Annotated in this window: 22 protein-coding genes; 5 read left to right on the plus strand and 17 right to left on the minus strand. The window is 71.4% G+C overall.

Annotated features, from left to right (window positions below; all coding sequences use genetic code 11):
• Nucleotides 1-58 precede the first annotated feature (58 nt).
• Complete coding sequence (gene ppc / locus ABT342_RS14140; RefSeq protein WP_351572054.1) at nt 59-2,788, minus strand: phosphoenolpyruvate carboxylase; 2,730 nt, start codon at nt 2,786-2,788, stop codon at nt 59-61.
• 216 nt (nt 2,789-3,004) lie between these two features.
• On the opposite strand from ppc, the gene ABT342_RS14145 reads away from it, so the two are divergent.
• Nucleotides 3,005-3,985, plus strand: coding sequence for an acyl-CoA desaturase (locus ABT342_RS14145; protein WP_351572057.1), 981 nt, complete (start codon nt 3,005-3,007; stop codon nt 3,983-3,985).
• The gene (locus ABT342_RS14150) at nt 3,982-4,662 is read left to right on the plus strand and encodes a TetR family transcriptional regulator (protein WP_351572060.1); all 681 of its coding nucleotides are present in this window, start codon (nt 3,982-3,984) and stop codon (nt 4,660-4,662) included. Before ABT342_RS14145 ends, ABT342_RS14150 begins: the two co-directional genes overlap by 4 nt.
• Before the next feature lie 131 nt (nt 4,663-4,793).
• On the opposite strand, the gene ABT342_RS14155 is transcribed toward ABT342_RS14150, so the two are convergent.
• Nucleotides 4,794-5,618: a trans-aconitate 2-methyltransferase gene (locus tag ABT342_RS14155; protein WP_351572061.1), complete on the minus strand. Its 825-nt coding sequence runs from the start codon at nt 5,616-5,618 to the stop codon at nt 4,794-4,796.
• A gap of 131 nt (nt 5,619-5,749) precedes the next feature.
• Here ABT342_RS14155 and tamR point away from each other — a divergent pair, with 131 nt between their 5' ends.
• The gene (gene tamR, locus ABT342_RS14160) at nt 5,750-6,247 is read left to right on the plus strand and encodes a MarR family transcriptional regulator TamR (RefSeq protein ID WP_351572063.1); all 498 of its coding nucleotides are present in this window, start codon (nt 5,750-5,752) and stop codon (nt 6,245-6,247) included.
• Here tamR and ABT342_RS14165 read toward each other — a convergent pair.
• The 8 genes from ABT342_RS14165 to ABT342_RS14200 all read right to left on the minus strand — a co-directional run bounded on the left by ABT342_RS14165 (nt 6,206) and on the right by ABT342_RS14200 (nt 17,346).
• Nucleotides 6,206-6,985, minus strand: coding sequence for a LuxR C-terminal-related transcriptional regulator (locus ABT342_RS14165; protein ID WP_351572435.1), 780 nt, complete (start codon nt 6,983-6,985; stop codon nt 6,206-6,208). The two genes, tamR and ABT342_RS14165, sit on opposite strands and share 42 nt — an antisense overlap.
• Before the next feature lie 355 nt (nt 6,986-7,340).
• The gene (galK, locus tag ABT342_RS14170; protein ID WP_351572066.1) at nt 7,341-8,537 is read right to left on the minus strand and encodes a galactokinase; all 1,197 of its coding nucleotides are present in this window, start codon (nt 8,535-8,537) and stop codon (nt 7,341-7,343) included.
• Entirely contained in the window at nt 8,524-9,498 is a 975-nt protein-coding gene (galE, locus tag ABT342_RS14175) for a UDP-glucose 4-epimerase GalE (protein WP_502965532.1), read from the minus strand. The genes galK and galE overlap by 14 nt, the downstream gene beginning before the upstream one ends.
• Nucleotides 9,495-10,538 carry a galactose-1-phosphate uridylyltransferase gene (galT, locus tag ABT342_RS14180; RefSeq protein ID WP_351572069.1) on the minus strand — a complete coding sequence of 348 codons (1,044 nt, stop codon included), beginning with the start codon at nt 10,536-10,538 and terminating at the stop codon, nt 9,495-9,497. Before galT ends, galE begins: the two co-directional genes overlap by 4 nt.
• A gap of 162 nt (nt 10,539-10,700) precedes the next feature.
• Nucleotides 10,701-11,393, minus strand: coding sequence for a helix-turn-helix transcriptional regulator (locus ABT342_RS14185; RefSeq protein WP_351572072.1), 693 nt, complete (start codon nt 11,391-11,393; stop codon nt 10,701-10,703).
• A 196-nt stretch (nt 11,394-11,589) separates the two neighbouring features.
• Nucleotides 11,590-13,431: an outer membrane protein assembly factor BamB family protein gene (locus tag ABT342_RS14190; RefSeq protein WP_351572075.1), complete on the minus strand. Its 1,842-nt coding sequence runs from the start codon at nt 13,429-13,431 to the stop codon at nt 11,590-11,592.
• A 48-nt stretch (nt 13,432-13,479) separates the two neighbouring features.
• Nucleotides 13,480-15,321, minus strand: coding sequence for an outer membrane protein assembly factor BamB family protein (locus tag ABT342_RS14195; RefSeq protein WP_351572077.1), 1,842 nt, complete (start codon nt 15,319-15,321; stop codon nt 13,480-13,482).
• A 207-nt stretch (nt 15,322-15,528) separates the two neighbouring features.
• Nucleotides 15,529-17,346 (minus strand): ABC-F family ATP-binding cassette domain-containing protein, encoded by a 1,818-nt coding sequence (locus ABT342_RS14200; RefSeq protein WP_351572080.1) that lies wholly within the window; start codon nt 17,344-17,346, stop codon nt 15,529-15,531.
• Between the two features lie 260 nt (nt 17,347-17,606).
• Between ABT342_RS14200 and ABT342_RS14205 the strand changes: the two genes are divergently transcribed.
• Nucleotides 17,607-18,203 carry a dihydrofolate reductase family protein gene (locus ABT342_RS14205; protein ID WP_351572083.1) on the plus strand — a complete coding sequence of 199 codons (597 nt, stop codon included), beginning with the start codon at nt 17,607-17,609 and terminating at the stop codon, nt 18,201-18,203.
• Nucleotides 18,204-18,262: 59 nt separating this feature from the next.
• On the opposite strand, the gene ABT342_RS14210 is transcribed toward ABT342_RS14205, so the two are convergent.
• Entirely contained in the window at nt 18,263-18,688 is a 426-nt protein-coding gene (locus tag ABT342_RS14210) for a nuclear transport factor 2 family protein (protein ID WP_351572086.1), read from the minus strand.
• 93 nt (nt 18,689-18,781) lie between these two features.
• Here ABT342_RS14210 and ABT342_RS14215 point away from each other — a divergent pair, with 93 nt between their 5' ends.
• On the plus strand, nt 18,782-19,360 hold the full coding sequence (locus ABT342_RS14215) for a PadR family transcriptional regulator (protein ID WP_351572089.1): 579 nt from the start codon (nt 18,782-18,784) through the stop codon (nt 19,358-19,360).
• Nucleotides 19,361-19,372: 12 nt separating this feature from the next.
• Here ABT342_RS14215 and ABT342_RS14220 read toward each other — a convergent pair whose 3' ends face one another.
• The 6 genes from ABT342_RS14220 to rsmI form a co-directional block, all read right to left on the minus strand.
• Nucleotides 19,373-20,266 (minus strand): 4-(cytidine 5'-diphospho)-2-C-methyl-D-erythritol kinase, encoded by an 894-nt coding sequence (locus ABT342_RS14220; protein WP_351572092.1) that lies wholly within the window; start codon nt 20,264-20,266, stop codon nt 19,373-19,375.
• Nucleotides 20,263-21,135: a 16S rRNA (adenine(1518)-N(6)/adenine(1519)-N(6))-dimethyltransferase RsmA gene (gene rsmA, locus ABT342_RS14225; protein WP_351572095.1), complete on the minus strand. Its 873-nt coding sequence runs from the start codon at nt 21,133-21,135 to the stop codon at nt 20,263-20,265. The genes ABT342_RS14220 and rsmA overlap by 4 nt, the downstream gene beginning before the upstream one ends.
• Nucleotides 21,132-22,529 carry a resuscitation-promoting factor gene (locus ABT342_RS14230; protein WP_502965533.1) on the minus strand — a complete coding sequence of 466 codons (1,398 nt, stop codon included), beginning with the start codon at nt 22,527-22,529 and terminating at the stop codon, nt 21,132-21,134. The genes rsmA and ABT342_RS14230 overlap by 4 nt, the downstream gene beginning before the upstream one ends.
• 83 nt (nt 22,530-22,612) lie before the next feature.
• On the minus strand, nt 22,613-23,506 hold the full coding sequence (locus ABT342_RS14235) for a TatD family hydrolase (protein ID WP_351572098.1): 894 nt from the start codon (nt 23,504-23,506) through the stop codon (nt 22,613-22,615).
• 33 nt (nt 23,507-23,539) lie between these two features.
• Complete coding sequence (locus ABT342_RS14240) at nt 23,540-24,007, minus strand: hypothetical protein (RefSeq protein WP_351572101.1); 468 nt, start codon at nt 24,005-24,007, stop codon at nt 23,540-23,542.
• 146 nt (nt 24,008-24,153) lie between these two features.
• Nucleotides 24,154-25,014: a 16S rRNA (cytidine(1402)-2'-O)-methyltransferase gene (gene rsmI, locus ABT342_RS14245; RefSeq protein ID WP_351572104.1), complete on the minus strand. Its 861-nt coding sequence runs from the start codon at nt 25,012-25,014 to the stop codon at nt 24,154-24,156.

Below are 25,014 nucleotides of genomic sequence, written 5' to 3' on the forward strand. Positions count from 1 at the left end.
GGGTCGGCGAGTCCCATCTTGTGGCGCCGGGCGGCGGTCTTCCGGGTGGGCCCGGGCGTCAGCCCGTGTTGCGCAGGCCCGCCGCCACTCCGTTCACCGTCAGCAGCAGCGCACGCGCGAGCAGCGGGTCCGAGGGCTCGTCGCGCTCGGCGGCCCCGCGCTGGCGCGACAGCAGCGCCACCTGGAGGTACGAGATCGGGTCCAGATAGGCGTCGCGGATCGCGAAGGTCTGCTGGAGCACCGGGTTGGAGTCGAGCAGCTCCTCACCGCCCGTCACCCGCAGCACCTCCTGCACCGTCAGCTCGTGCTCCGCCACGATGTCGGCGAAGACGTGCTTCAGCGGCTCCGGCACCAGCGTGTCCACGTAGTGCCGGGCGATCCGCAGATCCGTCTTGGCGAGGGTCATCTCCACGTTGGAGATGAAGTTCCGGAAGAAGTGCCAGCGGCCGTACATCTCCTCCAGGACCGCCCCGTGGCCGGCCTCCCGCAGCGCCTTCAGGCCCGAGCCCACCCCGAACCAGCCCGGCACGATCTGCCGCGACTGGGTCCAGCCGAACACCCACGGGATGGCCCGCAGCCCGTCCAGGCCCGCCCCGCTGTCGGGACGGCGCGAAGGCCGGGAGCCCAGGTGCAGCTCCGCGAGCTGGTCCACCGGTGTGGAGGCGAAGAAGTACGCGGGCAGGTCCGGGTCCTCGACGAGCCGCCGGTACGCCGAGTGGGCCGCGTCCGAGACGGTGTCCATGGCCCCGTCCCAGCGGGCCAGGGCGTCGTCGGACTGGCGCGGCGCGGTGTGCAGGGCGGAGGCCTGCAGCGTGGCGGCGACCGTCAGCTCCAGGTTCTCCCTGGCCAGCGACGGGATCAGGTACTTGTCGGAGATGACCTCGCCCTGCTCGGTCACCTTGATCTCGCCCTCCAGCGTGCCCCAGGGTTGCGCGAGGATCGCCTCGTGCGTGGGGCCGCCGCCGCGGCCGACGGTGCCGCCGCGGCCGTGGAAGAGCCGCAGCCGTACCCCGTACCGGTGCGCGACGTCACGCAGCCGTCGCTGCGCCCGGTGGATCTCCCACTGCGAGGTGGTGATGCCGCCGAACTTCGACGAGTCGGAGTACCCGAGCATGACCTCCTGCACATCGCCCCGCAGCGAGACGAGGCGGCGGTACGACGGGTCGGCGAGCATGCCGTCGAGGATGACGTCGGCGGCGCGCAGCTCGTCCGTCGTCTCCAGCAGCGGCACGATGCCGATCTTCGCCCAGCCCGCGTGCAGATCGATCAGGCCGGCCTCGCGGGCGAGCACGGCGGCCGCGAAGACGTCGTCGGCGCCCTGGCACATCGAGATGATGTACGACTCGATGACCTCGGGCCCGAAGCGTTCGAAGGCTTCCTTGACGGCGTGGAAGACGCCCAGGGTCTTCGCTCCCGCGGCGTCCAGCGGCGCGGGCGTCGGCGCGAGCGGGCGCCGCGAGCGCAGCTCCTTGGCGAGCAGCTTCTGGCGGTAGTCGCGCGGCATGTCGGCGTAGCGCCACGACTCCTCGCCGAGGCGGTCGAAGAGCTGGCCGAGCGCGTGGTGGTGGGCGTCCGCGTGTTCGCGTACGTCCATCGTGGCGAGCTGGAGCCCGAAGGCCGCGAGCGTGCGGATCGTACGGTCGAGGCGGCCGTCGGCGAGCAGTCCGCCGCGGTGCTCGCGCAGGGAGGTCTGGACGAGCTCCAGGTCGTGCAGCAGCTCGGCGGTGCCGAGGTAGTCGCGGCCGTCCTCGTGCGGGGTGCCCTTGGCGAGGCGCGCGCGGGTGTTGAGGAGCTTCTGACGGATGCAGGTGGCCTTGAGGCGGTACGGCTCTTCCGCGTTGAGGCGCTTGTAGCGGGGGCTGATCTCGGGGAGCCGCTCCAGGTCGGTCTGGAGCGAGGAGAGCAGCTCCTCGGTCGCGCCCGCGTAACGGATGGAGTTCGACAGCAGCCCGCGCAGGTCGTCGATGGCCGCCAGGGCGTCGGTGATGCCGTGCTCGTGCTGGAGGATCAGCACGGCGCTCGTGACGTCCGGCGTGACGTTCGGGTTGCCGTCGCGGTCGCCGCCGATCCAGGTGCCGAAGGTGAGCGGGCGGGTGCCGGCGGGCAGCTCGACGCCGACGCGCTCCAGCTCGGCGGCGAGGTCCTCCAGCACGTCCCCGACGGCTCCGGCGTGCAGCTCGTCGAGGTAGTAGATGGCGTTGCGGGCCTCGTCGGCGGGCTCGGGGCGGACCACGCGGAGCTCGTCGGTCTGCCAGATGAGGTCGATGTTCTCCGCGAGCCGCAGATCGTGGCGGCGCCGGTCGGCGGCGATGACCGGGGTCTCCAGGAGCTCGGCGATGCGCCGGAGCTTGTTCAGGACGGACCGGCGCGCCGCCTCGGTCGGGTGGGCGGTGAACACGGGCCGTACGTTGAGGTTCCGTACGGTCTCGCGCAGATGCTCGGGGTCGGCGTCCTTGAGCATGTCGGCGGTGCGCGAGAGCAGTCCGCCCTCGGCGGCGCGCCGTTCCCGCAGCTCACGACCGCGGTGCACCTGTTCGGTGACGTTGGCAAGATGGAAGTACGTGGAGAACGCACGCACAAGCTTCGTGGCGGTCTCCAGATCGGTGTCCCCGAGCAGCTCCGCGGCGGCCTCGCCGTCCGTCCGGGTGAGGGCCCGGACGCGTTCGACGAGCTCGAGGAGCTCGGGGCCTTCCTGCCGTACGAGGGTCTGGCCCAGCAGATCGCCCAGTCGGCGGATGTCGGAGCGCAGCTCCGCGCTGGCGGTGGAAGTCTGGTCTGCACTGCTCACAGGTGCGGCTCCTTGCACAGTTAGAGCACGTCTGGAGGTTTTCCGGAAGGCTTGCGGACCGCGCTGTCCGACGAGCACCAGGATAGGTGGCCGTTCACGTCGTGTTGTCCGCAGCCCTCTTGCCGCGAGGCGTCGCGCTGCCATACTTACGACGCCGTAGGTTACGGACCCGTAGCCACGGATCAGACAGATCTCTCACCCCCCAGGGGACACCCCATGACCACAAGCCCCGATGTGATCGACGACGCCCGGATGCCGCCCGAACCCGACCTCCCCGCCGCCACGCTCGGCGGCGAGAACAAGCGTTCGATCGAGCAGATCGCCCTGCTGCTGTTCATCACGGTGCCCTTTGTCGCCCTGCTCGCGGCGGTGCCGCTGGCCTGGGGCTGGGGCGTGAGCTGGCTCGATCTCGGCCTGATGGTGGCGATGTACTACATCGGCTGTCACGGCATCACGATCGGCTTCCACCGCTATTTCACGCACGGCTCCTTCAAGGCGAAGCGTCCGCTGAGGATCGCGCTCGCGATCATGGGGTCGCTGGCCGTGGAGGGTCCGCTGGTGCGCTGGGTGGCCGACCACCGCAAGCACCACAAGTTCTCGGACGCCGAGGGCGACCCCCATTCGCCGTGGCGGTTCGGTGAGACGGTCCCCGCGCTGATGAAGGGCCTGTGGTGGGCGCACATCGGCTGGCTGTTCGACGAGGAGCAGACTCCGCAGCACAAGTACGCGCCGGATCTGATCAAGGACCCGGCGATCCGGCGGATCTCCCGCCAGTTCGTGGGGTGGACGGTCGTGTCGCTGGCGATCCCGCCGCTGGTCGGCGGGCTGGTGACGATGTCGTGGTGGGGCGCGTTCACCGCGTTCTTCTGGGGCTCGCTGGTCCGGGTCGCGCTGCTGCACCACGTGACGTGGTCGATCAACTCGATCTGCCACGCGGTCGGCAAGCGCCCGTTCAAGTCGCGTGACCGTTCGGGCAACGTGTGGTGGCTGGCGGTGCTGTCGTGCGGCGAGTCCTGGCACAACCTGCACCACGCGGACCCGACGAGCGCGCGGCACGGTGTGATGCGCGGGCAGGTCGACTCCAGCGCGCGGCTGATCCGCTGGTTCGAGCTGGCGGGTTGGGCGTACGACGTGCGCTGGCCGACCGCGGACCGGATCGACGCCCGGCGCAGGACGGAGGCCGCGGAGGCGGCATGATTGAGGACGTGGCGATCGACGGCAGTGGCAATCCCAGCAGCAGCGAGAAACCCCGGCGGGGGCGCAGAGTCCGGATGACCGGGGCGGAGCGCCGCCAGCAACTGCTCGACATCGGCCGCACGCTCTTCGCGCAGAAGGGCTTCGAGGGGACGTCGGTGGAGGAGATCGCAGCGAAGGCCGGGGTCTCCAAGCCTGTCGTGTACGAACACTTCGGCGGCAAGGAAGGCCTGTACGCGGTCGTCGTGGACCGCGAGATGCGCCAGCTGCTGGACATGGTGACCGGAGCGCTCACGGCCGGTCATCCGCGTGAGCTGCTCGAACAGGCGGCGTTCGCGCTGCTCGACTACATCGAGACGTACACGGACGGCTTCCGCATCCTGGTGCGGGACTCGCCGGTGGCCCAGTCGACGGGCACGTTCGCCTCGCTGATCAGCGATATCGCCACCCAGGTCGAGGACATCCTGGGCCTGGAGTTCAAGGCCCGCGGCTTCGATCCGAAGCTGGCGCCGCTGTACGCGCAGGCGCTGGTGGGGATGGTGGCGCTGACGGGCCAGTGGTGGCTGGACGCCCGCAAGCCGAAGAAGGCCGAGGTGGCGGCGCACCTGGTGAACCTGGCGTGGCACGGTCTGGACGGCCTGGAGCCGAAGCCGCGCCTGATAGGCCACCGCAAGAACTGAGAGCCGGGGGACGTGCGGCTGCGGCCCGGTCGGCGTCCGGTCACGGTCGCCGGGCGCCGACCGGGATGTCTAAGCCCACTAAGCCGCTCATGTGGCCGGCCCGCGCGTCGGTGCCAGGAATGCGGTGGGCATCAGGCCTCCTTCCTGGCCACGGCGAAGATCCGGCGGAACGGGAAGATCGTGCCGTGCGGGCCCGGTGGGTAGGCCTTGCGGAGCAGGTCGCGGTACTGGGCGAGGAATTCGTCGGTCGCGTCGGGGTCGTCCTCCAGGGTCGTGAGGACCGGGCGCAGGGCCGTGCCCTTCACCCAGTCGAGGATGGGGTCCTCGCCGCTGAGGAGCTGGGAGTACGTGGTCTCCCAGACGTCCGTCGCGCAGCCGAGGTCGGCGAGCCGCATGAGGTAGTCGGCAGGTTCGAGGACGTGGATGAAGCGGCGGCCCTGGTCGCCGACGCGGTCGCGCCATTGGGGGGTGTCGCAGAGTTCGCCGAGCAGGGCGTGGCTGGGGGAGGTGAAGTTCCCCGGGACCTGGAAGGCGAAGGTGCCTCCGGGCGCCAGGCCGTCGACCCACTTCGGGAACGATTCGGGGTGGTTGGGCACCCATTGCAGGGCGGCGTTGGAGACGATCAGGTCGTACGGCTCCTCGGGCGTCCAGTGCGCGGCGTCGGCCGGGCGGAATTCGAGCCAGCCGCCGCCGGGGGTGGTGCCGGCGTATTCGCTCTCGGCGCGAGCGAGCATGTCCGGGGAGAGGTCGAAGCCGGTGACGCGGGCGCCGGGCCAGCGGTCGGCGAGGAGCACGGTGACATTGCCGGGTCCGCAGCCGATGTCGGCGATCCGCGGCGGGTGGCCCGTGTGGGTGGGCAGTTCGGGTATCCGGGCGAGCAGATCGAGGAACGGGCGGGTCCGATGGGTGGAGTGGCGCAGGTACTGCTGTGGATCCCAGATGGGAACGGAATGCATGTTCGAGCCCCTTTGCTGGAACGGTGCAGCCAAGCGGAACGAGGTTCCGGCCCGACCATGCCCAATAGTCCAGCGACCTATATCTTGACGTCAAGAGACTTCACATCGACAGACCCTCTACACTGATCGTCATGGAGGACGAGGTCGACCGGCTGGTCGCTGCATGGCGCCGTGAGCGCCCGGACCTCGACGTGGAACCGCTCGAGGTGCTCAGCCGTGTCTCCCGGCTGGCCCGGCATCTCGACCGGGCCCGCAGGCTCGCGTTCTCCGAGCACAATCTGGAGCCCTGGGAGTTCGACGTACTGACGTCGCTGCGGCGCGCGGGCGCGCCCTATCAGCTCTCCCCCGGCCAACTGCTGACCCAGACCCTGGTGACCTCGGGCACCATGACCAACCGCATCGACCGGCTGGCGAAGAAGGGCCTGGTCGAGCGGCTGCCCGACCCTAGCGACCGGCGCGGTGTGCTGGTGCGGCTCACCCCGGAGGGCCGCGACCGCGCCGATCAGGCGCTCGCCGGGCTGCTCGCCCAGGAGCGCGCGATCCTGGCCCAGCTGTCCCGGGCCCAGCGGGGCGATCTGGCCGGGCTGCTACGCCAGCTGACCGCCCCGTTCGACAACATCCCCGGCTGAGGACAGCTCTGCCGGACCGACACCGGCCCTGCGCGCCAGCGCGACGGCCGCGAGCGTGGAGTGCACCCCCAGCTTCCCCAGCACGTTCTGCATGTGCGTGCGGACGGTGTGCGGGGAGAGGAAGAGGCGCTCGGCGACCGCCTTGCGGCCCAGGCCCGCGACCATGCAGCACAGCACCTCGCGCTCGCGCGGGGTGAGGGACTCCACCAGCCGCTCGCTCTCGGTGCGGTGCTTGCGCGCCGCGGTGAGCTCCCGCAGGACGCCCGTGAGCAGCGCGGGCGCCAGATGGGTCTCCTCCCGGAGCACCCCGCGGATCACGGTGAGCAGCCGCTGCAGCGAGCAGTCCTTGGCGACCCAGCCCGACGCGCCCGCCTGGAGCGCGAGGGCGGCCCGGCGCGGGTCGTCCTTCTCTGCGAGGACGACCGTACGGACCGCGGGACGGGTCGAACGGACCGCGGCCACCAGCGAGAGGCCGTCGACGAAGCCGCCCTCCCCGTTGTCGGGGACCGCGCGGGCGACGACCGGGGCGGCGGGCGCCGCGGCCACGCCGAGGTCGGCGTCGACGAGCAGGACGTCGAACTTGCGGCCGTCGACGGCCGCGCGTTCGAGGCAGCGCATGGCGGCCGGGCCACTGCCGGCCGCGGCGACGTCGACGTCCGGCTCGGCGGCGAGCGCCGCGGCCAGGGACTCGGCGAAGATTCGGTGGTCGTCCACCACCAGAACCCGGATACGGACCACAGACACCCCCAGGCTGTGTTTTCCGGCGGAGGCCAATAAGCACGGGTACGGCGCCCGGGAATGGGGCGGTGCGCAATCCCACAGCCGCCGCCGTGTTCTTGACTGCTACCCCGCCCCGGGCGTCGTACCCGACTGTCTCGCCCCCTGAATCAGCACCGGCCCCCACCGGTGCTGTGCATCAGAGTACGGACGGGGGCGGGGAGGGGAAGGATATTTGCAGAACTGACTGGCCAGTGTGTTTGGCGAGTGGTTGAAGTTTCGAAAAAAGACAGATGTCGACGCGGAGTGATCACTTCCGGTCGCGCATGACGCATGCCCCATGGCGCGTGGAGTGCGGCGAGCGACGCGCCGCGCGTCACGCCAGTCGGCGCGCACCCGCCGAGGCGACCGCGGGGAACACCCGCGGCGGTGCGTGGCCCGCTGCCGCGAAGGCCCCCGTCACCGCCTCGGTGACCGCGTCCGCGCCGCCGCCCGACTCGACCAGGACGACCGCCGAGCCGCCGAAGCCACCGCCGGTCATCCGGGCACCCAGCGCGCCCGCCGCGTCGGATGCCTGGACTACGAGGTCGAGTTCCGGGCAGGAGACCCTCAGATCGTCCCGGAGCGAGCGGTGCCCCTCGGTCAGCACCGGGCCGACCCCGCGCGGATCGCCCGCGTCGAGCAGGGCGATCGTCCGCTCGACACGGTGGTTGTCGCCGACGACGTGGCGGACGTACCGGCGAATCTCTTCCGGCGGGGGTCCGGGGGTCGTCCCCCGGGAAAGCACAGTGCCGGACAAACGGGCGAGAGCATCGAGCAGGTGCGCGTACGGGACTTCGCGCAGCGTGCGCACGCCCAGCGCCCGCGCACCGGCCTCGCACCCGGCGCGCCGCTCCGCGTACGCGCCGTCCCCGAGCGCGTGCCGCACACGGGTGTCGACGACCAGCAGCTGGAGCCCGTGGGCGGCGAGGTCGAAGGGCACCTGGCGCCGGGTCAGATCGCGGGTGTCGAGGTGCAGGGCGTGGCCCTCGGCGCAACAGGCCGACGCCATCTGGTCCATGACACCGCACGGGACGCCGACGTACGCGTTCTCGGCGCGCTGGGCGAGCACGGCCAGCTCCGGGTGGGTCAGGCCGAGCCCGTACAGCTCGGCGAGTGCCAGCGCGGTGACCACCTCCAGGGCGGCTGACGAGGAGAGCCCCGCGCCCGTGGGCACGGTGGAGGTCAGATGCAGGTCCGCGCCGGTGAACGGGTGACCGGCCTCCCGCAGCGCCCAGACCACCCCCGCCGGGTACGCCGCCCAGCCCGCGCCGGAGCCCGGCGCCAGGGCGTCGACACGCAGCTCGACGACGCCCTGGCCGACGTCCCCGGAGTGCACCCGCAGCACGCCGTCCGTGCGGCGCGCGACGGCCGCGACCGCCGTGTGCGGCAGGGCGAGCGGCAGCACGAAGCCGTCGTTGACGTCGGTGTACTCGCCGATCAGATTGACCCGGCCCGGGGCCGCCCAGACGCCCTCGGGGGCGTATCCGTAAAGCCGCTGGAACTCATCGGCGACAGCGTCAGCGGCGGCCACGCGCGAACTCCCACGCGTCGGCGACGATGCCCGCCAGGTCCGCCCGCGACGGGGTCCAGCCCAGGCGCTCCTGGGCGACGGCCGCGGAGGCGACCAGGACGGCCGGGTCGCCGGGCCGCCGGGCGGCGGCGACCTCGGGGACCGGATGCCCGGTGACCTTGCGGACCGTCTCGATGACCTCGCGGACCGAGAAGCCGTTGCCGTTGCCGAGGTTGCAGATCAGGTGCTCGCCGGCCGTGGCCTCGCCGAGGGCCAGCAGATGGGCCTCCGCGAGGTCGGCGACGTGGATGTAGTCCCGTACGCAGGTGCCGTCCGGGGTCGGGTAGTCCTCGCCGAACACGGAGATCGCCTCACGGCCGCCGAGGGCGACCTGGAGGACGAGCGGGATGAGGTGCGACTCCGGGTCGTGGCGCTCGCCGCAGCTGCCGTACGCGCCCGCCACGTTGAAGTACCGCAGCGAGACCGCGGCCAGGCCGTGCGCCGCGCACTCCCCGCCGATCATGTGGTCGACCGCCAGCTTCGACGCGCCGTACGGGCTGGTCGGGGCCGTCGGGTCGGTCTCGGTGACGCGGGCGGAGACGGGCTCGCCGTACGTCGCCGCCGTGGAGGAGAACACGAGGCGGCGCACCCCGGCCGAGCGCATCGCGGCGAGCAGCGCCATCGTCCCGCCGACGTTGTTCACCCAGTACTTCTCGGGGTTCGCGACCGACTCGCCGACCTGCGAGAAGGCGGCGAAGTGCAGCACGCCGTCGTACGAGGGGTCGAGCCAGCGCGCCGCGTCCTGGACACGGCCCTCGATGAACGAGGCGCCCGCCGGGACGCCCTCGCGAAAGCCCGTGGACAGATCGTCGAGCACGGTCACCTCGTGCCCCGCCTCCAGCAGATGCGCGGCCACGACACTGCCGACGTATCCGGCGCCGCCGGTCACCAGGTACTTGCCCGCCTTGTTCACGGTGCTCACGTCGTCGCTACCTCTCGCAGTCGCTGGGCCGCGGCCTCCGGCGGCACATCGTTGATGAACACGCTCATGCCGGATTCGGAACCCGCGAGAAATTTGAGCTTTCCGGAAGTGCGGCGGATGGTGAAGAGCTCGAGGTGCAGCGCGAACTCCCGACGCCCGCCGTCGCCGAACGGCGCCTGGTGCCAGGCCGCGATGTACGGCGTCGGCGGTTCGTCCGTGCCGAAGATCCGGTCGAAGCGTCTCAAGAGTTCCAGATAGACCTGTGGGAACTCTGTGCGCGCCGCGCCGTCGAGTTCCCGCAGGTCCGGGACGCGGTGGCGCGGGTAGAGGTGGACCTCGTACGGCCAGTGGGCGGCGTACGGCACGAAGGCCACCCAGTGCTCACCCTCCAGGACCACCCGTACGGGGTCGGCGAGCTCCCGCGCGACGTTGTCGTCGAACAGATTGCGGCCGGTGGCGGCGCGGTGCTCGGCGGCGGAGCGCTGCATGAGGGCGGTGCGCGGGGTGACGAACGGGTACGCGTAGATCTGCCCGTGCGGATGCCCGAGGGTCACCCCGATCTCCGCGCCCCGGTTCTCGAAGCAGAACACCTGCTTGACCTGCGGAAGTTCGGCCAGCTCGGCGGTCCGGTCGGTCCAGGCCTCCAGGACGAGGGCGGCCCGCTCCTCGGTGAGGGTGGCGAAGGAGGCGTCGTGGTCGGAGGTGAAGCAGACGACCTCGCAGCGGCCCGAGGCGCCGGCGAGCGAGGGGAAGCGGTTCTCGAAGACGACGACGTCGTAGTCGCTGTCCGGGATCTCACTGAGCCGGCCGTCCCGGGAGGGGCACAGCGGGCACTCTCCGGCGGGCGGGTGGTAGGTGCGGTCCTGGCGGTGGGAGGCGATGGCGACGGCGTCGCCGAGCAGCGGGTCGCGGCGGATCTCGGAGGTGGTGAGCGTGGTGGCGAGCGGCCGCCGGTCGACGGCGTCGCGGACGGCGTCGTCCCGGGAGTCGTAGTAGAGCAGCTCCCGCCCGTCGGCGAGCCTGGTCACCGTCTTCTTCACCGGCCCCCCATCCCTCACCGAACACAACCGCACACAAGAAACCATGACCGAACAGAGGAGTCAACGGAACCACACGGAACGTCGGCCACGCGGGGTACGGGACAGCACGAAGCCCCCGAGCGGCCGCGGACGGACCTGCTCGGGGGCACATCAGAAGGAACGTCAGGTGTCCGGCGAGGACGACGGCCGGGGGATCTCGGCCCGCTCCAGCAGCCCCGTGCGCGCCGCGAGGGCCGCCGCCTCCAGCCGGGAGCCCACGCCCAGCTTCATCAGCACCCGCTGGACGTGCGTACGGGCCGTGCTGGGGGCGATCCCCATCCCCGCCGCGATCAGCCGGGTGTCCTCGCCCTCCGCCACCCGTACGAGCACTTCCACCTCCCGCGCGGTGAGCATCCGCAGCAGCCGCTGCCCTTCGTCGTCGGGCTGCACCGCCGGGTTGAGCAGCTCGGTGAAGGCGCCCTGGAGCAGTTGCGGCGCCACCGCGGTCTCACCGGCCCGCGCCTTGACGAGGGCGCGCTCGACCCCCTCGATGCGCTCGTCGTGGCGTACGTAACCGGACGCGCCCGCCGCGAACGCCGCGGCAATCCCGCGCGGCGACGGCACCGGCCCTAGCACGACGACGGCCACCTGCGGGCGCTCGCGTTTGATCCGCACGATCGGGTCGAACACGCCCGGCTCCGCCGGTGTCGCCGTCCCCATCAGGCACACCTCGGGCGCCCTGCTGACCACGAGGTCGGCCGCCCCCGCCGTGGGCGCCGCCGCCGCGAGCACCCGGTGCCCGCGCAGCTTCAAAGCCGAGGCGAGCGCCTCGGCGAGCAGTCGGTGGTCGTCGACCACCATGAGCCGCACACCCATCGAGCAATCCCCCCAAACCCCTGGAGTCGGCCCCCCGGCCCCCCAGCCCTGTTGACCCGGCAAGCTACACGCTTGTTCGACGTTGCGCGCCCCTTACCGCAGGAAGCCCCCCAGAATGCCGAATTCTTCGCCAAAACGGCCCGGCACCCGATCGAGTGATCGATCGGGCACCGGGCCGTCGTAGGGGCCGGTTCGGTCAGCCGGCGGCGGAGAAGGAAACCGCCAGGTACTCCTTCTCGGCGTCCGCGCTGCTGCCGTACGGCTTGCTCAGCATGACCTCCGAGACGTACATCCGGCCGGCGGTGTAGTGGATCTCGGCGTAGTCGCTGGAGAAGCTGGTCTCCGCGTCCCGGATCGACTCGTCGCCCGGGTTCTCCAGCAGCAGCGTCGACTTGAAGGTGCCGCCGTCGATGCTGACGATCTGTCCGCCCTTGTCGTACGGGGGCCACTTGTAGGCGATGATGTTGCCGCCGTCCATGCGCAGCGGGAAGATCGTGTACCGGTCACCCGCGTCGGCCTTGTCGGTGGTCGGCTTCCCGGTGGTCAGGTCGAACGAGACGATCTCGTTGGTGTCGCCGTACTCGCTGCTGGCGCCCTCGTGCTCCTCGGTCGGCAGGTAGAGCCGGTTGTTCCCGACGACCGCCTTCGTGCAGGACTCGACCTCGGTGGACCGGCACTCGGCGGCGTAGCGGTCGGCGTCGGCCGCGATCTTGACCTTCAGCTTTCCGGTCTTCTCGTCGATGACGAAGAAGTCCGAGATGCCGCTGCCGTCACCGGCGGTGTCGCCGACGTCGGCGGCGACGACCAGCGGCTTGGACGACACGATGCTCGCGTACTCGACACCCGCCGGCATCTTGTACTGGGACAGGGGCGCGCCCGTGGCCGGGTTGAGCGGCTGGATGACGACGTACTTGTTGTCCCAGTCACCGCACTTGCGGGCCGCGACGAGGGCCGGGCCGCCGCCGTAACCCATGTCGTAGCAGCCTTCGGCGTTGACCTCGGGCTTCCAGCGCGGCGCGCCGGTGGTCAGGTCGAAGGCGGCGCCGCCCTCGGTGCCGCCCGCCGCGACGGTGTTGCCGCTCAGGGTGATCTCGTTGAACCGGGGCGGCTCGTCGCTGGTGCCCTTGGCCGCCTTGCTCCACAGCAGCTTGCCCGCGGCCAGGTCGATGACGCCGATCTGGGTGCACGACTGGTAGTTCTTCGGCGGAACCCGCTTGGCGGCCTCGAACGCGATGGCGGTCTTGTTGCCGGACACGTGCCTTGATGCGGCGCACACCTGGCCGGGGAGCGGGATCGTCCAGAGCACCGTGCCCTTGGCGGCGTCGTAGCCGACGACCGAGTTGATGCCGGTCTTGACGTACGTCGTGTCGGTGACCCAGGAGCCGCTCACATCGGTGACGTCGGTGACCTTGGGCTGCGGCAGCTGGAAGGCCACCTTGGCCGCGGTGTTCTCGGGGGCCTTCTCCTTGCCCCCGCCGCCGATGCCCTTGTCGTTGCCGCCGGTGCTGCCCGCGGACGCCGCCTGGTTCTTGGGGTCCTTGTCGTCGCCCTTGGTGGAGGCGAACCAGACACCGCCGGCGACGATCAGCACCACCGCGACGACCGCCGCGATGATGATCTGCATCTGCGTGGTCAGCTTCTTCTTCGGCGACGCCTGCGGGTGCGGCTGCATGGGCTGGGTCGGGTAGCCGTACGGCTGCTGGCCGTAGGGCGCCTGGCCGTACTGCGTCGGGGCCTGCGAGTAGCCGTAATTGACGGGCTGTCCGGGCTGAGTGGGCTGCGTGGGCTGGCCCGGCTGTGCGGGCTGACCGGGCGGCGGGGGCGTCTGCGGGTAGCCGTAACCCGGCGCCTGCGGCGGCGGGGTGGCCGCGCCGAAGCCTCCCGGCGGGGCGTCCTGCGGGGCCCCGAAGCCGCCCTGGGGCGCCTGCACGGGCTGGGTCGGCGGCTGCGGGGGCTGGGCCGGCGGCTGCTGCGGTGGCTGGCCGGGCTGCTGCGGCGGCTGGTTCGGTGGCTGGGGCGGTTGCGGTGGCTGCGTCATGCGTACGTGTACCTCTGAAGGAAGGGAGTCGGGGGGAGGGCCGGGACGCTACTTCCCGAAGGCCATCATCGTCTTGGTCTCCTTCTCCGCCGAGTCATTGCTCGCGGAGACGCGGCTGCTGGTGATGAAGAACCGGCCGTCCGCGTAGCGGAGCGTGGTCGAGAAGAAGGAGTTCTCGATCTCGGAGGTGGACGCCGGGTGCTGAAGGATCACGTTCGGCTTGCCACCGGTCGGCGCCAGAGTGGCCACAGCGCCGCCCGCGTCGAACGAGGGCTCGATGTAGAGGAGGACGTTCGCCCCTTCCATACGGAGCGGGATCATCGTCCGTTCGGCGGGAGCGGCCGAGCGCCACTTCTCCTTGCCGGTGTTGAGGTCGAACGCGATGACCTCATTGGTACGGGCGGTACCGGAAGAGTCGGGCGCGGTCGCGATGTAGAAGGTGTTGGCGTCGGCGGCGACACCGACACAGCCCTCCAGGTTGGTGCCCATGACGATGAAGCTGCCCCCGCAGTCCGGCGCGAACTTGTCCTTGCTGACGAGCTGCGAGCGCACGGTGCCGTTCGCGTTGAGCGCGACGACCCCCCACTTCTTCGTGTCGCGCTCCCGCAGCGAGAGGACGAGGGGGGCGACCGAGTAGACCTTGTCGACCTCCCAGCCGGGCTGGAGCTTGTACGTCCACTTGGCCTTGCCGGTGGCCGGGTCGAGCTCCTGGACCTGTTCCTGGCTCTTGTCGCCGACCAAGGGGCAGGTCTCGGCGGCGATCAGCTTGGCACCGCCTGCGAAGGCCTGCGGCTGGCAGTTGCCCGGCAGCTTGCCGAACAGCTCCTTGCCGTCACTGACCTGGAAGGCGTCGGAGTTGCCGGTACGGGAGGCGGTCACCGTGTTGCCGCTGATGGCCAGGGTGATGTCGGAGAGGAAGTCCCAGGTGCCGCGCTGCTTGAGGGTCTTCGTCCAGCCGGCCTTGCCGGTGTTGAGGTCGACCATCTGCAGCTGGGTGCAGTCGGCCTTGTCGGTCGGGCCGTCCTTGTACGCGACGACCAGCTTGCCGTCCGTGGTGGTCTGATGGGAGGCCGCGCACAGCTCGGCGGTGTACGGGATGGTCCACTTCTTCTTGCCGTCGGCGACCGAGTAGCCCGCGAGCTCCTTGTACATGCCCTTGACGAGCGTGTCGCCGACGATCCACGGACCCAGCACGTCCGAGCCGTTCTTCGGCAGGTCGACGTCGTTCTTCGCCAGCCACAGGACCTTCGCCTCGCCCGGCTGGCGCCCGGCGTTGAGGTCGTCCTCGGCGTTGCGGCCGTCACCGCTGCCGTCGCCCTGGTCGACGGAGGCCGAGCCGGTCGGCTGCGGGCCGGTGCTCCCCTTGGCCACGGGCTTCTTCGGGTCGTCGTCGCCGCCGCTGATTGCGAGCCAGGTGCCGCCGGCGATGACGAGGAGGCCCGCCAGGGCCGCGCCGATAATGACGCCCGTCTTGCCCTTGAACGGGCCCGTGCCGCCGCCCCCGGGAGCGGGGACGGGCGCGCCGGGGTACTGCGGCTGGGTGGGGTACCCGTAGCCGCCCTGGGGCTGGCCGTACGGGCCGGGCTGCTGGTTGTACGGGCCCGGCTGGTTGTACGGGCCGGGCTGGCCGGGCGCCTGCTGCGGCTGGCCGTAACCGGGCTGCGTCGCCTGCGGGTAGCCGTAACCCGGCTGCGGCGCCGCGGCGGGAGGCGTCTGCGGCGGAGCCTGGGGAGCCTGCGGCGGGGCTTGTGGCGGGACCGGCGGCATCTGCGGCGGCTGCGCGGGCTGTTGGGGGACTTGGGGGTCCCCCCAGCTCGGAGAGCCTGGGGGAGGGTCCTGCGGCGCCCCGAAGCCTCCCTGCGGCGGTTGCTGGCTGGGCGGCTGGGTCATCAGCGCATCCCCCTTCGTGCGGTCCGCTGCCCGACCGGCCTCCCCCGCGATTCCGTTGGCAATTGCCTTACGGAAAGGAGCGAATCGGACATGGATTGCGCAGCGTTACGTCAGTCGAGCGGGGCTCCTTTTTATCACCCGAAGTGGCGGGAAAGAGCGGGCCGGTCCCCCCTGTACCCAAGGGAGGACCGGCCCGTGATGCCCCCGTTACGCGTCTTCGGCCAGCTCCAGCCAGCGCATTTCCAACTCCTCGCGCTCACCGCCGAGTTCACGCAGCTCCGCGTCGAGTTTCGCCACCTTCTCGAAGTCGGTGGCGTTTTCGGCGATTTGCGAGTGCAGCTTGCTCTCCCGGTCGGAGATCTTGTCGAGCTGCCGCTCGATCTTCTGGAGCTCCTTCTTCGCGGCGCGTATGTCCGCGGCCGACTTCTCCGGCGCCGCTGACTTCTCCGGCGCGGACGACGCGGCGGCCGGCGCCGGTCCCGCGGCCTCGGTCATCCGCTCCCTGCGCTCCAGGTACTCCTCGATGCCGCGCGGCAGCATCCGCAGCGTGGCGTCGCCGAGCAGCGCGAACACCCGGTCGGTGGTGCGCTCGATGAAGAACCGGTCGTGGGAGATCACGATCATCGACCCGGGCCATCCGTCGAGCAGGTCCTCCAGCTGCGTCAGCGTCTCGATGTCGAGGTCGTTGGTGGGCTCGTCGAGGAACAGCACGTTCGGCTCGTCCATCAGCAGCCGCAGCAGCTGGAGCCTGCGCCGCTCGCCACCGGACAGATCGCCGACCGGCGTCCACTGCTTGTCCTTCGAGAAGCCGAACTGCTCGCACAGCTGCCCGGCCGTCATCTCCCGGCCCTTGCCGAGGTCGACCCGGTCGCGCACCTGCTGCACGGCCTCCAGCACGCGCAGGTCCGGGGCGAGTTCGGCGACCTCCTGCGAGAGGTAGGCCAGCTTGACGGTCTTGCCCGTGACGATCCGGCCGCCGCTGGGCTGCTCCTCGCCGTCGCTGCGGGCCGCCACGGCCATCGCGCGCAGGAGGGACGTCTTGCCCGCGCCGTTCACCCCGACGAGACCGATCCGGTCGCCCGGACCGAGCTGCCAGGTGATGTGCTTCATCAGCACCTTGGGTCCCGCCTGGACCGTCACGTCCTCCAGGTCGAAGACGGTCTTGCCGAGCCGGGACGAGGCGAACTTCATCAGCTCGGAGGTGTCGCGCGGCGGCGGCACGTCCTTGATCAGCTCATTGGCGGCCTCGACGCGGAAGCGCGGCTTCGACGTACGGGCCGGGGCGCCGCGGCGCAGCCAGGCCAGCTCCTTGCGGACCAGGTTCTGCCGCTTGGTCTCCTCGGTCGCGGCGATGCGCTCACGCTCGGCGCGGGCGAAGACGTAGTCGGAGTAGCCGCCCTCGTACTCGTACACCGTGCCGCGCTGCACGTCCCACATGCGCGTGCACACCTGGTCGAGGAACCACCGGTCGTGCGTGACGCACACGAGCGCCGAGCGGCGCTCGCGCAGGTGCCGGGCGAGCCAGGAGATGCCCTCCACGTCGAGGTGGTTGGTCGGCTCGTCGAGCACGATCAGGTCCGGCTCGCCGATGAGCAGCTTGGCGAGGGCGATCCGGCGCCGCTCGCCGCCGGAGAGCGGGGCGATGACGGTGTCCAGACCCTGCGGGAACCCGGGCAGGTCGAGCCCCCCGAACAGTCCGGTGAGCACGTCCCGGATCTTGGCGTTGCCCGCCCACTCGTGGTCGGCGAGGTCGCCGATGACCTCGTGCCGCACGGTGGCGGCGGGGTCGAGCGAGTCGTGCTGCGTGAGCACCCCGAGGCGCAGCCCGCCGCTGTGGGTGACGCGGCCGGTGTCGGCCTCCTCCAGCTTGGCGAGCATGCGGATGAGGGTGGTCTTCCCGTCTCCGTTGCGCCCGACGACACCGATACGGTCCCCCTCGGACACGCCGAGGGAGACTCCGTCGAGCAGGGCACGGGTTCCGTAGACCTTGCTGACTGCCTCGACATTGACCAGATTGACGGCCATCAACGCTCCAGATAAGGGGATCGATCGGCTTCCCAGCGTAGTCGGCGCCGACGGCGCGGAGGCCGCGCGTGCGCTGCGCGACGGTACGGGCACGAGGAGCGGGGGGCGGGCCCTGGGGAGGGCGGGGCCGCCGGGGCGAGCGGCATGTGATCCACATGTGATCCACTTCACTCCGTGGAACGGGGCGGGCGCGATGATTTCGCGGCGGCACCGGGGTCTCATTTCCCGTACACCGTAAGTGCGGAGAAGGAGCGAGTCCCATGCGCATCGTGATCAGTGAGTTCATCAGCCTCGACGGCGTCGTGCAGGCGCCGGGCGGACCCGAAGAGGACACCGACGGCGGCTTCGCCCACGGCGGCTGGTCGCACCCCTTCTTCGATCCGGAGGTGGTGGGCGGCGCCTTCGACGACTCGACGGCCAAGGCCGAGGGGCTGCTGTTCGGGCGCCGCACGTGGCAGACCATGGCCGGGGCGTGGCCCGAGCGGGCGGGCGACCCGTTCGCCGACCGGATGAACGCCCTCCCGAAGTACGTCGTGTCCAAGACCCTGGGCGACGACGAGCTGACGTGGGCCAACACCACGCGCATCCCCGGTGACGAGGCCGTCGCCCGCATCCACGAGCTGCGCGAGCGCGCCGGCGGCGACCTCCTGGTCATGGGCAGCCCGACCCTCGCGCGCACCCTCCTGAGCGAGGGCCTGGTCGACGAGCTCCGGCTCATGGTCATGCCGGTGCTCCTGGGCGGCGGCAAGACGATCTTCCCGGACGACGGCGGGCTGCACACGTTCGAGCTGGTCTCGACCGTCACCAGCACCACGGGCGTGAACGTGTGCACCTACCGGCGGGCCTCCGAGGGCTAGGACCTGTCCGGCCGGTCGTGCCGGACAGGCCCTGGTTCGGCACCTGGGCCGTACGCCCCCTAGTTCGGCGCCGGGGCGAGTCCGTCGGCGACCAGGCCGGCGAGGACCGCCTCCCCGAGGGCGTGCACCGCGGACTGCGGGCGGACCATGACCGTGAACTCCTTGATCCTGTCCTCCGCGTCGAACTGGAGCAGGTCCATGCCGTGGATCTGCTTCCCGTTCACGGTGGCGCGGAAGAGCAGGATCACCGACGGGGCTTCGCTGCCGTCGGCGCTCGTCTCCGCCGCCCCGTCGAGCTGTCCGACGTAGCGGAAGTCCTCGAAAGTCCGCACGAGTACGCCGAAGAGCCCGAGCACCGCGGGCTTGCCTTCGAACGGGCGGAACTTCACGGGGCTGTAGAGGCGGACGTCCTCGGTGAACAGGTCGTCGAGGGCGGCGAGGTCACGGCTTTCGACGGCGGCGCGGAAGAGGTCTGCTGTTGCCACGGCTTCTCCTCGATAGTCATGAATCTGAGTAGTCAGTTTCTTGAGTACCATGACGGAGGGTCCGGAGGACAGAGGTGGAGCGGAGGCGGTTCGATGGCTTTGCGGCATGCCGTGCTGGCGGCGCTGCTGGACGAGGAGCTGAGCGGCTACCAACTGGCCAAGTCGTTCGACATGGGTGTGGCCAACTTCTGGCACGCGCTGCCCCAGCAGCTGTACGCCGAGCTGGCCAAGCTGGAGGCGGACGGGCTGGTCACGGGCCGGGAGGTGGTCCAGGACACCCGTCCCAACAAGCGTCTGTTCCGGGTCACCAAAGCCGGTCTCGCCGAGCTGGAGCGGTTCGCCGCGGCCTCCGCCAAGCCGTCCTTCATGCGTGATGACCTGCTCGTCAAGGTGCAGGCCTCCGACCTCATCGACTCCGACGAGGTCATCGCGCAGCTGGAGGAGCGGGCCGCCTTCGCCGGGGCCAAGGTCGAGCTGTTCGGCTCACTGCTGCGAAAGATCCGAGGTGACCGGAGCGAGGAGGAGTTCCTGCGCCATGGCGAGCGGATCGGCCCCTACCTGACCTGCCTGCGGGGCCTCGCCTTCGAGCAGGGCAACCGGGACTGGTGCGAGCGCACCGCGGCGATCCTGCGCGAAAGGCGGCCGTCCGCCGACGACCGCCTCGAAGACTGACCCCTCACGCGCTCACAGCACCGTCGCACCCGGCGCCGGAGCCGATGCCACCCGCGCCGTGCGGCAGGTGCCCGAAGCCAGCAGGGCGTCGGCGATCTGCTGCGCCGCGTCCGTGTCCTTCGCGAGGAACGCGGTCGTCGGGCCGGAGCCGGAGACCAGGGCGGCCAGGGCGCCCGCCTCGACGCCCGCCGTCAGGGTGGCCGCGAGGGACGGGCGCAGGGAGAGGGCCGCGGGCTGGAGGTCGTTGGCCAGGGCCCCGGCAAGCGCGCTCGCGTCGCCCGTGCACAGGGCGTCGAGGAGGAGCGGGGAGGCGGCCGGGACCGGGACGGCCGTGCCCTCGGCCAGGCGGTCGAACTCACGGTAGACGGCCGGGGTGGACAGCCCGCCGTCGGCGACCGCGAAGACCCAGTGGAAGGTGCCGCCGACGGGCAGCTCGGTGAGCCGCTCGCCCCGCCCCGTGCCCAGCGCCGCGCCGCCGACCAGGCTGAAGGGCACGTCGCTGCCGAGCTCGGCGCAGATGTCGAGGAGGTCGGCCTTCGGGGTGCCCAGGCCCCAGAGCGCGTCGCAGGCGAGCAGCGCGCCCGCGCCGTCGGCGCTGCCGCCGGCCATGCCGCCGGCGACGGGGATGTCCTTGGCGATGTGGATGTGGACGGCGGGGTCGATGCCGTGGCGGGCGGCGAGCAGTTCGGCCGCGCGCGCGGCGAGGTTCGTACGGTCCAGGGGGACCTGGTCCGCGTCGGGGCCGGAGCACGTGACGGTCAGCTCACGGGACGGCGTCACCGTGACCTCGTCGTACAGGCTCACCGCCAGGAAGACGTTCGCCAGGTCGTGGAAGCCGTCCTCCCGCGCGGCGCCCACCGCCAGCTGGACGTTGACCTTCGCCGGCACTCGTACCGTGACGCTCACTTCTCGGCCCCCTTGTTCTCCGCGATGCGCGCGAACTCTTCCACCGTCAGGGACTCCCCACGCGCCTGCGGCGACACACCCGCCGCGACGAGGGCGGCCTCCGCCGCCGCCGGGGAGCCCGCCCAGCCCGCGAGCGCGGCGCGCAGGGTCTTGCGGCGCTGGGCGAAGGCCGCGTCGATGACGGCGAAGACGTCCTCGCGCGACGCGGTGGTCGCGATCGGCTCCGCGCGGCGGACCAGGGACACCAGGCCCGAGTCGACGTTCGGCGCGGGCCAGAACACGTTGCGGCCGATCGCTCCGGCGCGCTTGACCTCCGCGTACCAGTTGGCCTTGACGGACGGGACGCCGTACACCTTGTTGCCCGGCTGGGCGGCCAGCCGGTCGGCGACCTCCGCCTGCACCATGACCAGCGTCCGCTCGATGCTCGGGAACCGCTCCAGTATGTGGAGCAGGACGGGCACGGCGACGTTGTAGGGCAGATTGGCCACGAGCGCCGTGGGCGCCGGGCCCGGCAGCTCCTGCACGTGCATCGCGTCGGTGTGGACGAGCGCGAAGCGGTCCTTCCGCTCGGGCATCCGGGCGGCGATCGTGTGCGGCAGCGCGGCGGCGAGTACGTCGTCGATCTCGACGGCGATCACCCGGTCCGCGGCCTCCAGCAGCGCGAGGGTGAGCGAGCCGAGCCCGGGGCCGACCTCCACCACCACGTCGTCGGGGCGCACTTCTGCGGTGCGGACGATCCGGCGGACCGTGTTGGCGTCGATGACGAAGTTCTGACCGCGCTGCTTGGTGGGGCGTACGCCGAGCGCGGCGGCCAGTTCACGGATGTCGGCGGGGCCGAGGAGGGCGTCGGTGGGATCGGTGGTGCTCACCGGTACAGCCTACGGCCGCAGTGCGGCCACGGACTCGACCCCCGCTGCACGTAGAGCTTCTTGGCCCGGTACGTCTGCTCGGAGGCCGGGGCGTCCTGCGGCCGGCCCTTGCCGCCGAGCGAGCGCCAGGTGGCGGTGTCGAACTGGTAGAGCCCGCCGTACGTCCCCGAAGGGTCGGTGGCGTGCGCCCGGCCGCCGGACTCGCACTGCGCGAGCGCCTTCCAGTTGAGGTGGTCAGCCCCGTCGACCGAGTCCGGCAGCGGCTTCGTGCCGACCTTGACCCGCTGGGTGACCGGGTCGCGCACGACCTCCTCGAAGACCTTCCTCGGCTTCTGCCGGACGCCGTTGACCGTGCGGAGGCTGTACGTGACGCGGCGCGCCCCGGGCCGCCCCTGCTGTTCGACGACCTCGGTGCCGGCGTGCAGGGCGGCGTCCCGGGTGCGGACGGTCTCGTAGGCGATGGGCTCCTCGCGGATCTGCTGGGTGCCGCGGATCCGCGTCACGGTGATGGTCTGGCCGTCGCGCGGGAAGCCGGCGAGCGGGACGGAGGTGGTGTCCTGGCCGGTCAGCGCGATCCCGGCCTGCTCGGCCGCTTCCCGCACGGTGGCCGCGTTCGTACGGATGGTCTGTGCACGGCCGTCGGCCATGAAGGTCACCGTGCGCTCGGTGCGCACGTCGAGCGTGAGGCCCTGGCGGGAGATCGGCATGGAGCGGGAGGCGGACAGGAACGCTCCCTCGGCACGCACACCGAGCTGGCGCAGCGCGCCGTCGACCGTGCGCGCCGTCGTCCACACCTGGCGGCGGTAGCCGTCGAGGGTGAGGGTGACCGGGCGGCCGTAGCGGACGACGATCTCGTCGCCTCCGGCGAGGGGGGCGCCGAGGGCGGGGGCGACGATGTCGTGCGCGCCGACGGCCAGGCCCTCGTCGGAGAGGAGTTCGTCGACGTCGTCGGCGAAGGTGTGCAGGGTGCGCGGTACGCCGTCGACGCTGAGCCGGACGGCCTTGTCGGCGGCGACGAACGCGGAGGTGCCGCCCGCGAGGAACGCCACGACGAGGGCCTGTGGGATGAGCCGCCGCAGGCCGTCGGCACCGATCCTGCCGCTGCCGCCCGCCTTGCGGCGCCGGGCGGCGCGGCGGGCCTCGGCGCGGCCGCCGGTGGATCCGGCGGGCTCGGCGGGCGTCCACGCCGCGTCCTCGTCGACGGCCACGTCCGCGGCGTCCACGTCCACGTCCACGTACGAGAACGCCGGGAGCGTGGGCGCGTACGGCGACACGGGCGGGGCCTGGGCCGGGATCGGGGCGGCCGGAGCCGGGGCCGGGGCCGGGGCCGGAACGGTCCTGGCGGCGCGACGCCCGCCGCGCGCGGCACGGTGACTGCCCTGCGAATTGCTCACGAGGCCGGGACCCTAGCGGAGCTTTCGTCACCCTCCAAAGCGACTCGACTACGCAGGGTCGCGGCACGCTGGACCGTTATCGGTCAGTAACCAAAGGCTCGTGCCGTATTGTCCGAGATCGCCGCGCACAAGGCGTCCTCGTCGATCCCTCTGACCTTGGCCATCGCGCGGACCGTGACCGGAATGAGATACGGCGCGTTGGGCCGTCCGCGGTACGGCGCGGGCGTCAGGAAGGGCGCGTCGGTTTCCACCAGGACGAGTTCCAGCGGGGCCACGGCCAGCGCGTCGCGCAACGGCTGGGCGTTCTTGAAGGTCATATTGCCGGCGAACGACATGAAGTACCCGGCGTCCGCGCAGATCCGGGCCATGTCGGCGTCCCCGGAATAGCAGTGGAATACGGTCCGCTCCGGGGCGCCTTCCTCGGCGAGAATGCGCAGGACATCGGCGTGCGCGTCCCGGTCGTGAATGACCAGGGCCTTGTCGTGCCTTTTGGCGATCTCGATATGGGCGCGGAAAGAACGTTCCTGGGCGGCGACGCCTTCGGGCCCGGTGCGGAAGTGGTCGAGACCGGTCTCCCCGACCGCGCGTACGTGGTCGAGGGCGGCCAGCCGGTCGATCTCGGCGAGCGCGTCGTCGAGGGCTGCGTCCCCACCCGCTTCCCGCGCGCCCTGCCGCGACCACCCGTCGGGATCGCCGAGGACGATGCGGGGGGCTTCGTTCGGATGCAGGGCGACGGCGGCCCATACGTTCTCGAAGGCGGCGGCCGTCTCCGCCGCCCAGCGCGAGCCCTTGATGTCACAGCCCACCTGGACGACGGTCGTGACGCCGACCGAGGCGGCCTTCGCGAGGGCCTCCTCGACGGTGCCGGCCTGCATGTCCAGGTGGGTGTGCGAATCGGCCACGGGAACCCGCAGGGGTGCGGGCAGTGGCGGAGGGGCGTCCTTGGGATCGGGGCTGGGGCTGGGGCTCGGGCTCATGGTCACGATCGTACGAGGACCATGGCCAGGGGATCACTTGCGGTGCTGGAAGGGGTGCAGCAGATCGGAGAGGTGCCAGTGGTGCTGCGTCGACTCGGACAGCTCGGACTGCTCGGACTGCTCTGCTTCCTTGCCCGGCACGGGCCCGGAACTCCGGGTGGCAGCGGCGACGGGACCCGCGGCCGGCGCGGCGGCCGCGCTCACCTCGGTCGGCGTCTCGGGCGCGACGCCGTACATGCGCGCCATCCCGTCCCTGACCGAGGAGACCTGTCCCGCCCGCATGATCCGCACGACACGATGACTGCAGTTCGTGCACACCGGGTGCGAGAGCGGGGAGGGGACCCGCACCCCGTCCGACTTGTAGACGACGAGCTCCTTGCCGGAGGCGTCTATGTGGTGCTCTATGTCGTACGACTGCTCCCAGCCGTGGCCGCAGCGCATACAGGCGAACGCGTACGCCTCATGGCCGACGGCCGTGCCGGTGCCTGTGATCTCACTCATGCCAGCTCCTCTCCACTGATCCAGTGGACGCCTTTTCCGGCGGGAGCGCATCAGCGCCTGTCGATTGTTGGAAGGAGCTTTGGCCTTCCCATGCCGAAAGGCCCGTCACACGGTCTGCGCTTTGCTTTTCAGGTTAGCCCTTTACCTTATGCGGGGGCCTGGCGATCCGCATTCTTTGCCGCCACGACGGCATCGAACACCTCCCGCTTGGGCAGCCCCGCCTCGGCGGCGACGGCCGCGATGGCCTCCTTGCGCCGCTCCCCCGCCTCCTCGCGCACCCGCACCCGGCGCACCAGCTCGTCGGCGTCCAGCTCGGCGGGCCCGGCGGCCGGGGCGCCCTCGACGACGATGGTGATCTCGCCCCGTACGCCCTCGGCGGCCCAGACCGCGAGCTCGCCGAGCGGCCCGCGCTTGACCTCCTCGTACGTCTTGGTCAGCTCGCGGCACACGGCGGCCCTGCGCGACTCCCCGAACACCTGCGCCATGGCGGCGAGCGTGTCGTCGACGCGGTGCGGGGCCTCGAAGTAGACGAGGGTGCGGCGTTCGCCCTCGACCTCGCGCAGCCGGCCGAGCCGCTCGCCCGCCTTGCGGGGCAGGAAGCCCTCGAAGCAGAAGCGGTCCACGGGCAGCCCGGACAGGGCGAGCGCGGTCAGTACGGCGGACGGGCCCGGCACCGCCGTGACCTTGATGTCCTTCTCGACGGCCGCGGCGACCAGCCGGTAGCCGGGGTCGGAGACGGACGGCATTCCGGCGTCGGTGACCAGCAGGACGCGCGCGCCGCCCTCCAGCGCCTCGACCAGTTCGGGCGTACGGGCCGACTCGTTGCCCTCGAAGTACGACACGACCCGGCCCCGGGTGTGCACCCCGAGCGCCTGGGTGAGCCGGCGCAGCCGCCGGGTGTCCTCCGCGGCGATCACATCGGCGGTCTCCAGCTCGGCGGCGAGCCGCGGCGGCGCGTCCGCCACATCACCGATGGGGGTCCCTGCGAGTACGAGCGTTCCAGTCAC

Source organism: Streptomyces sp. NPDC000410, from assembly GCF_040300305.1.
Lineage (GTDB): Bacteria > Actinomycetota > Actinomycetes > Streptomycetales > Streptomycetaceae > Streptomyces.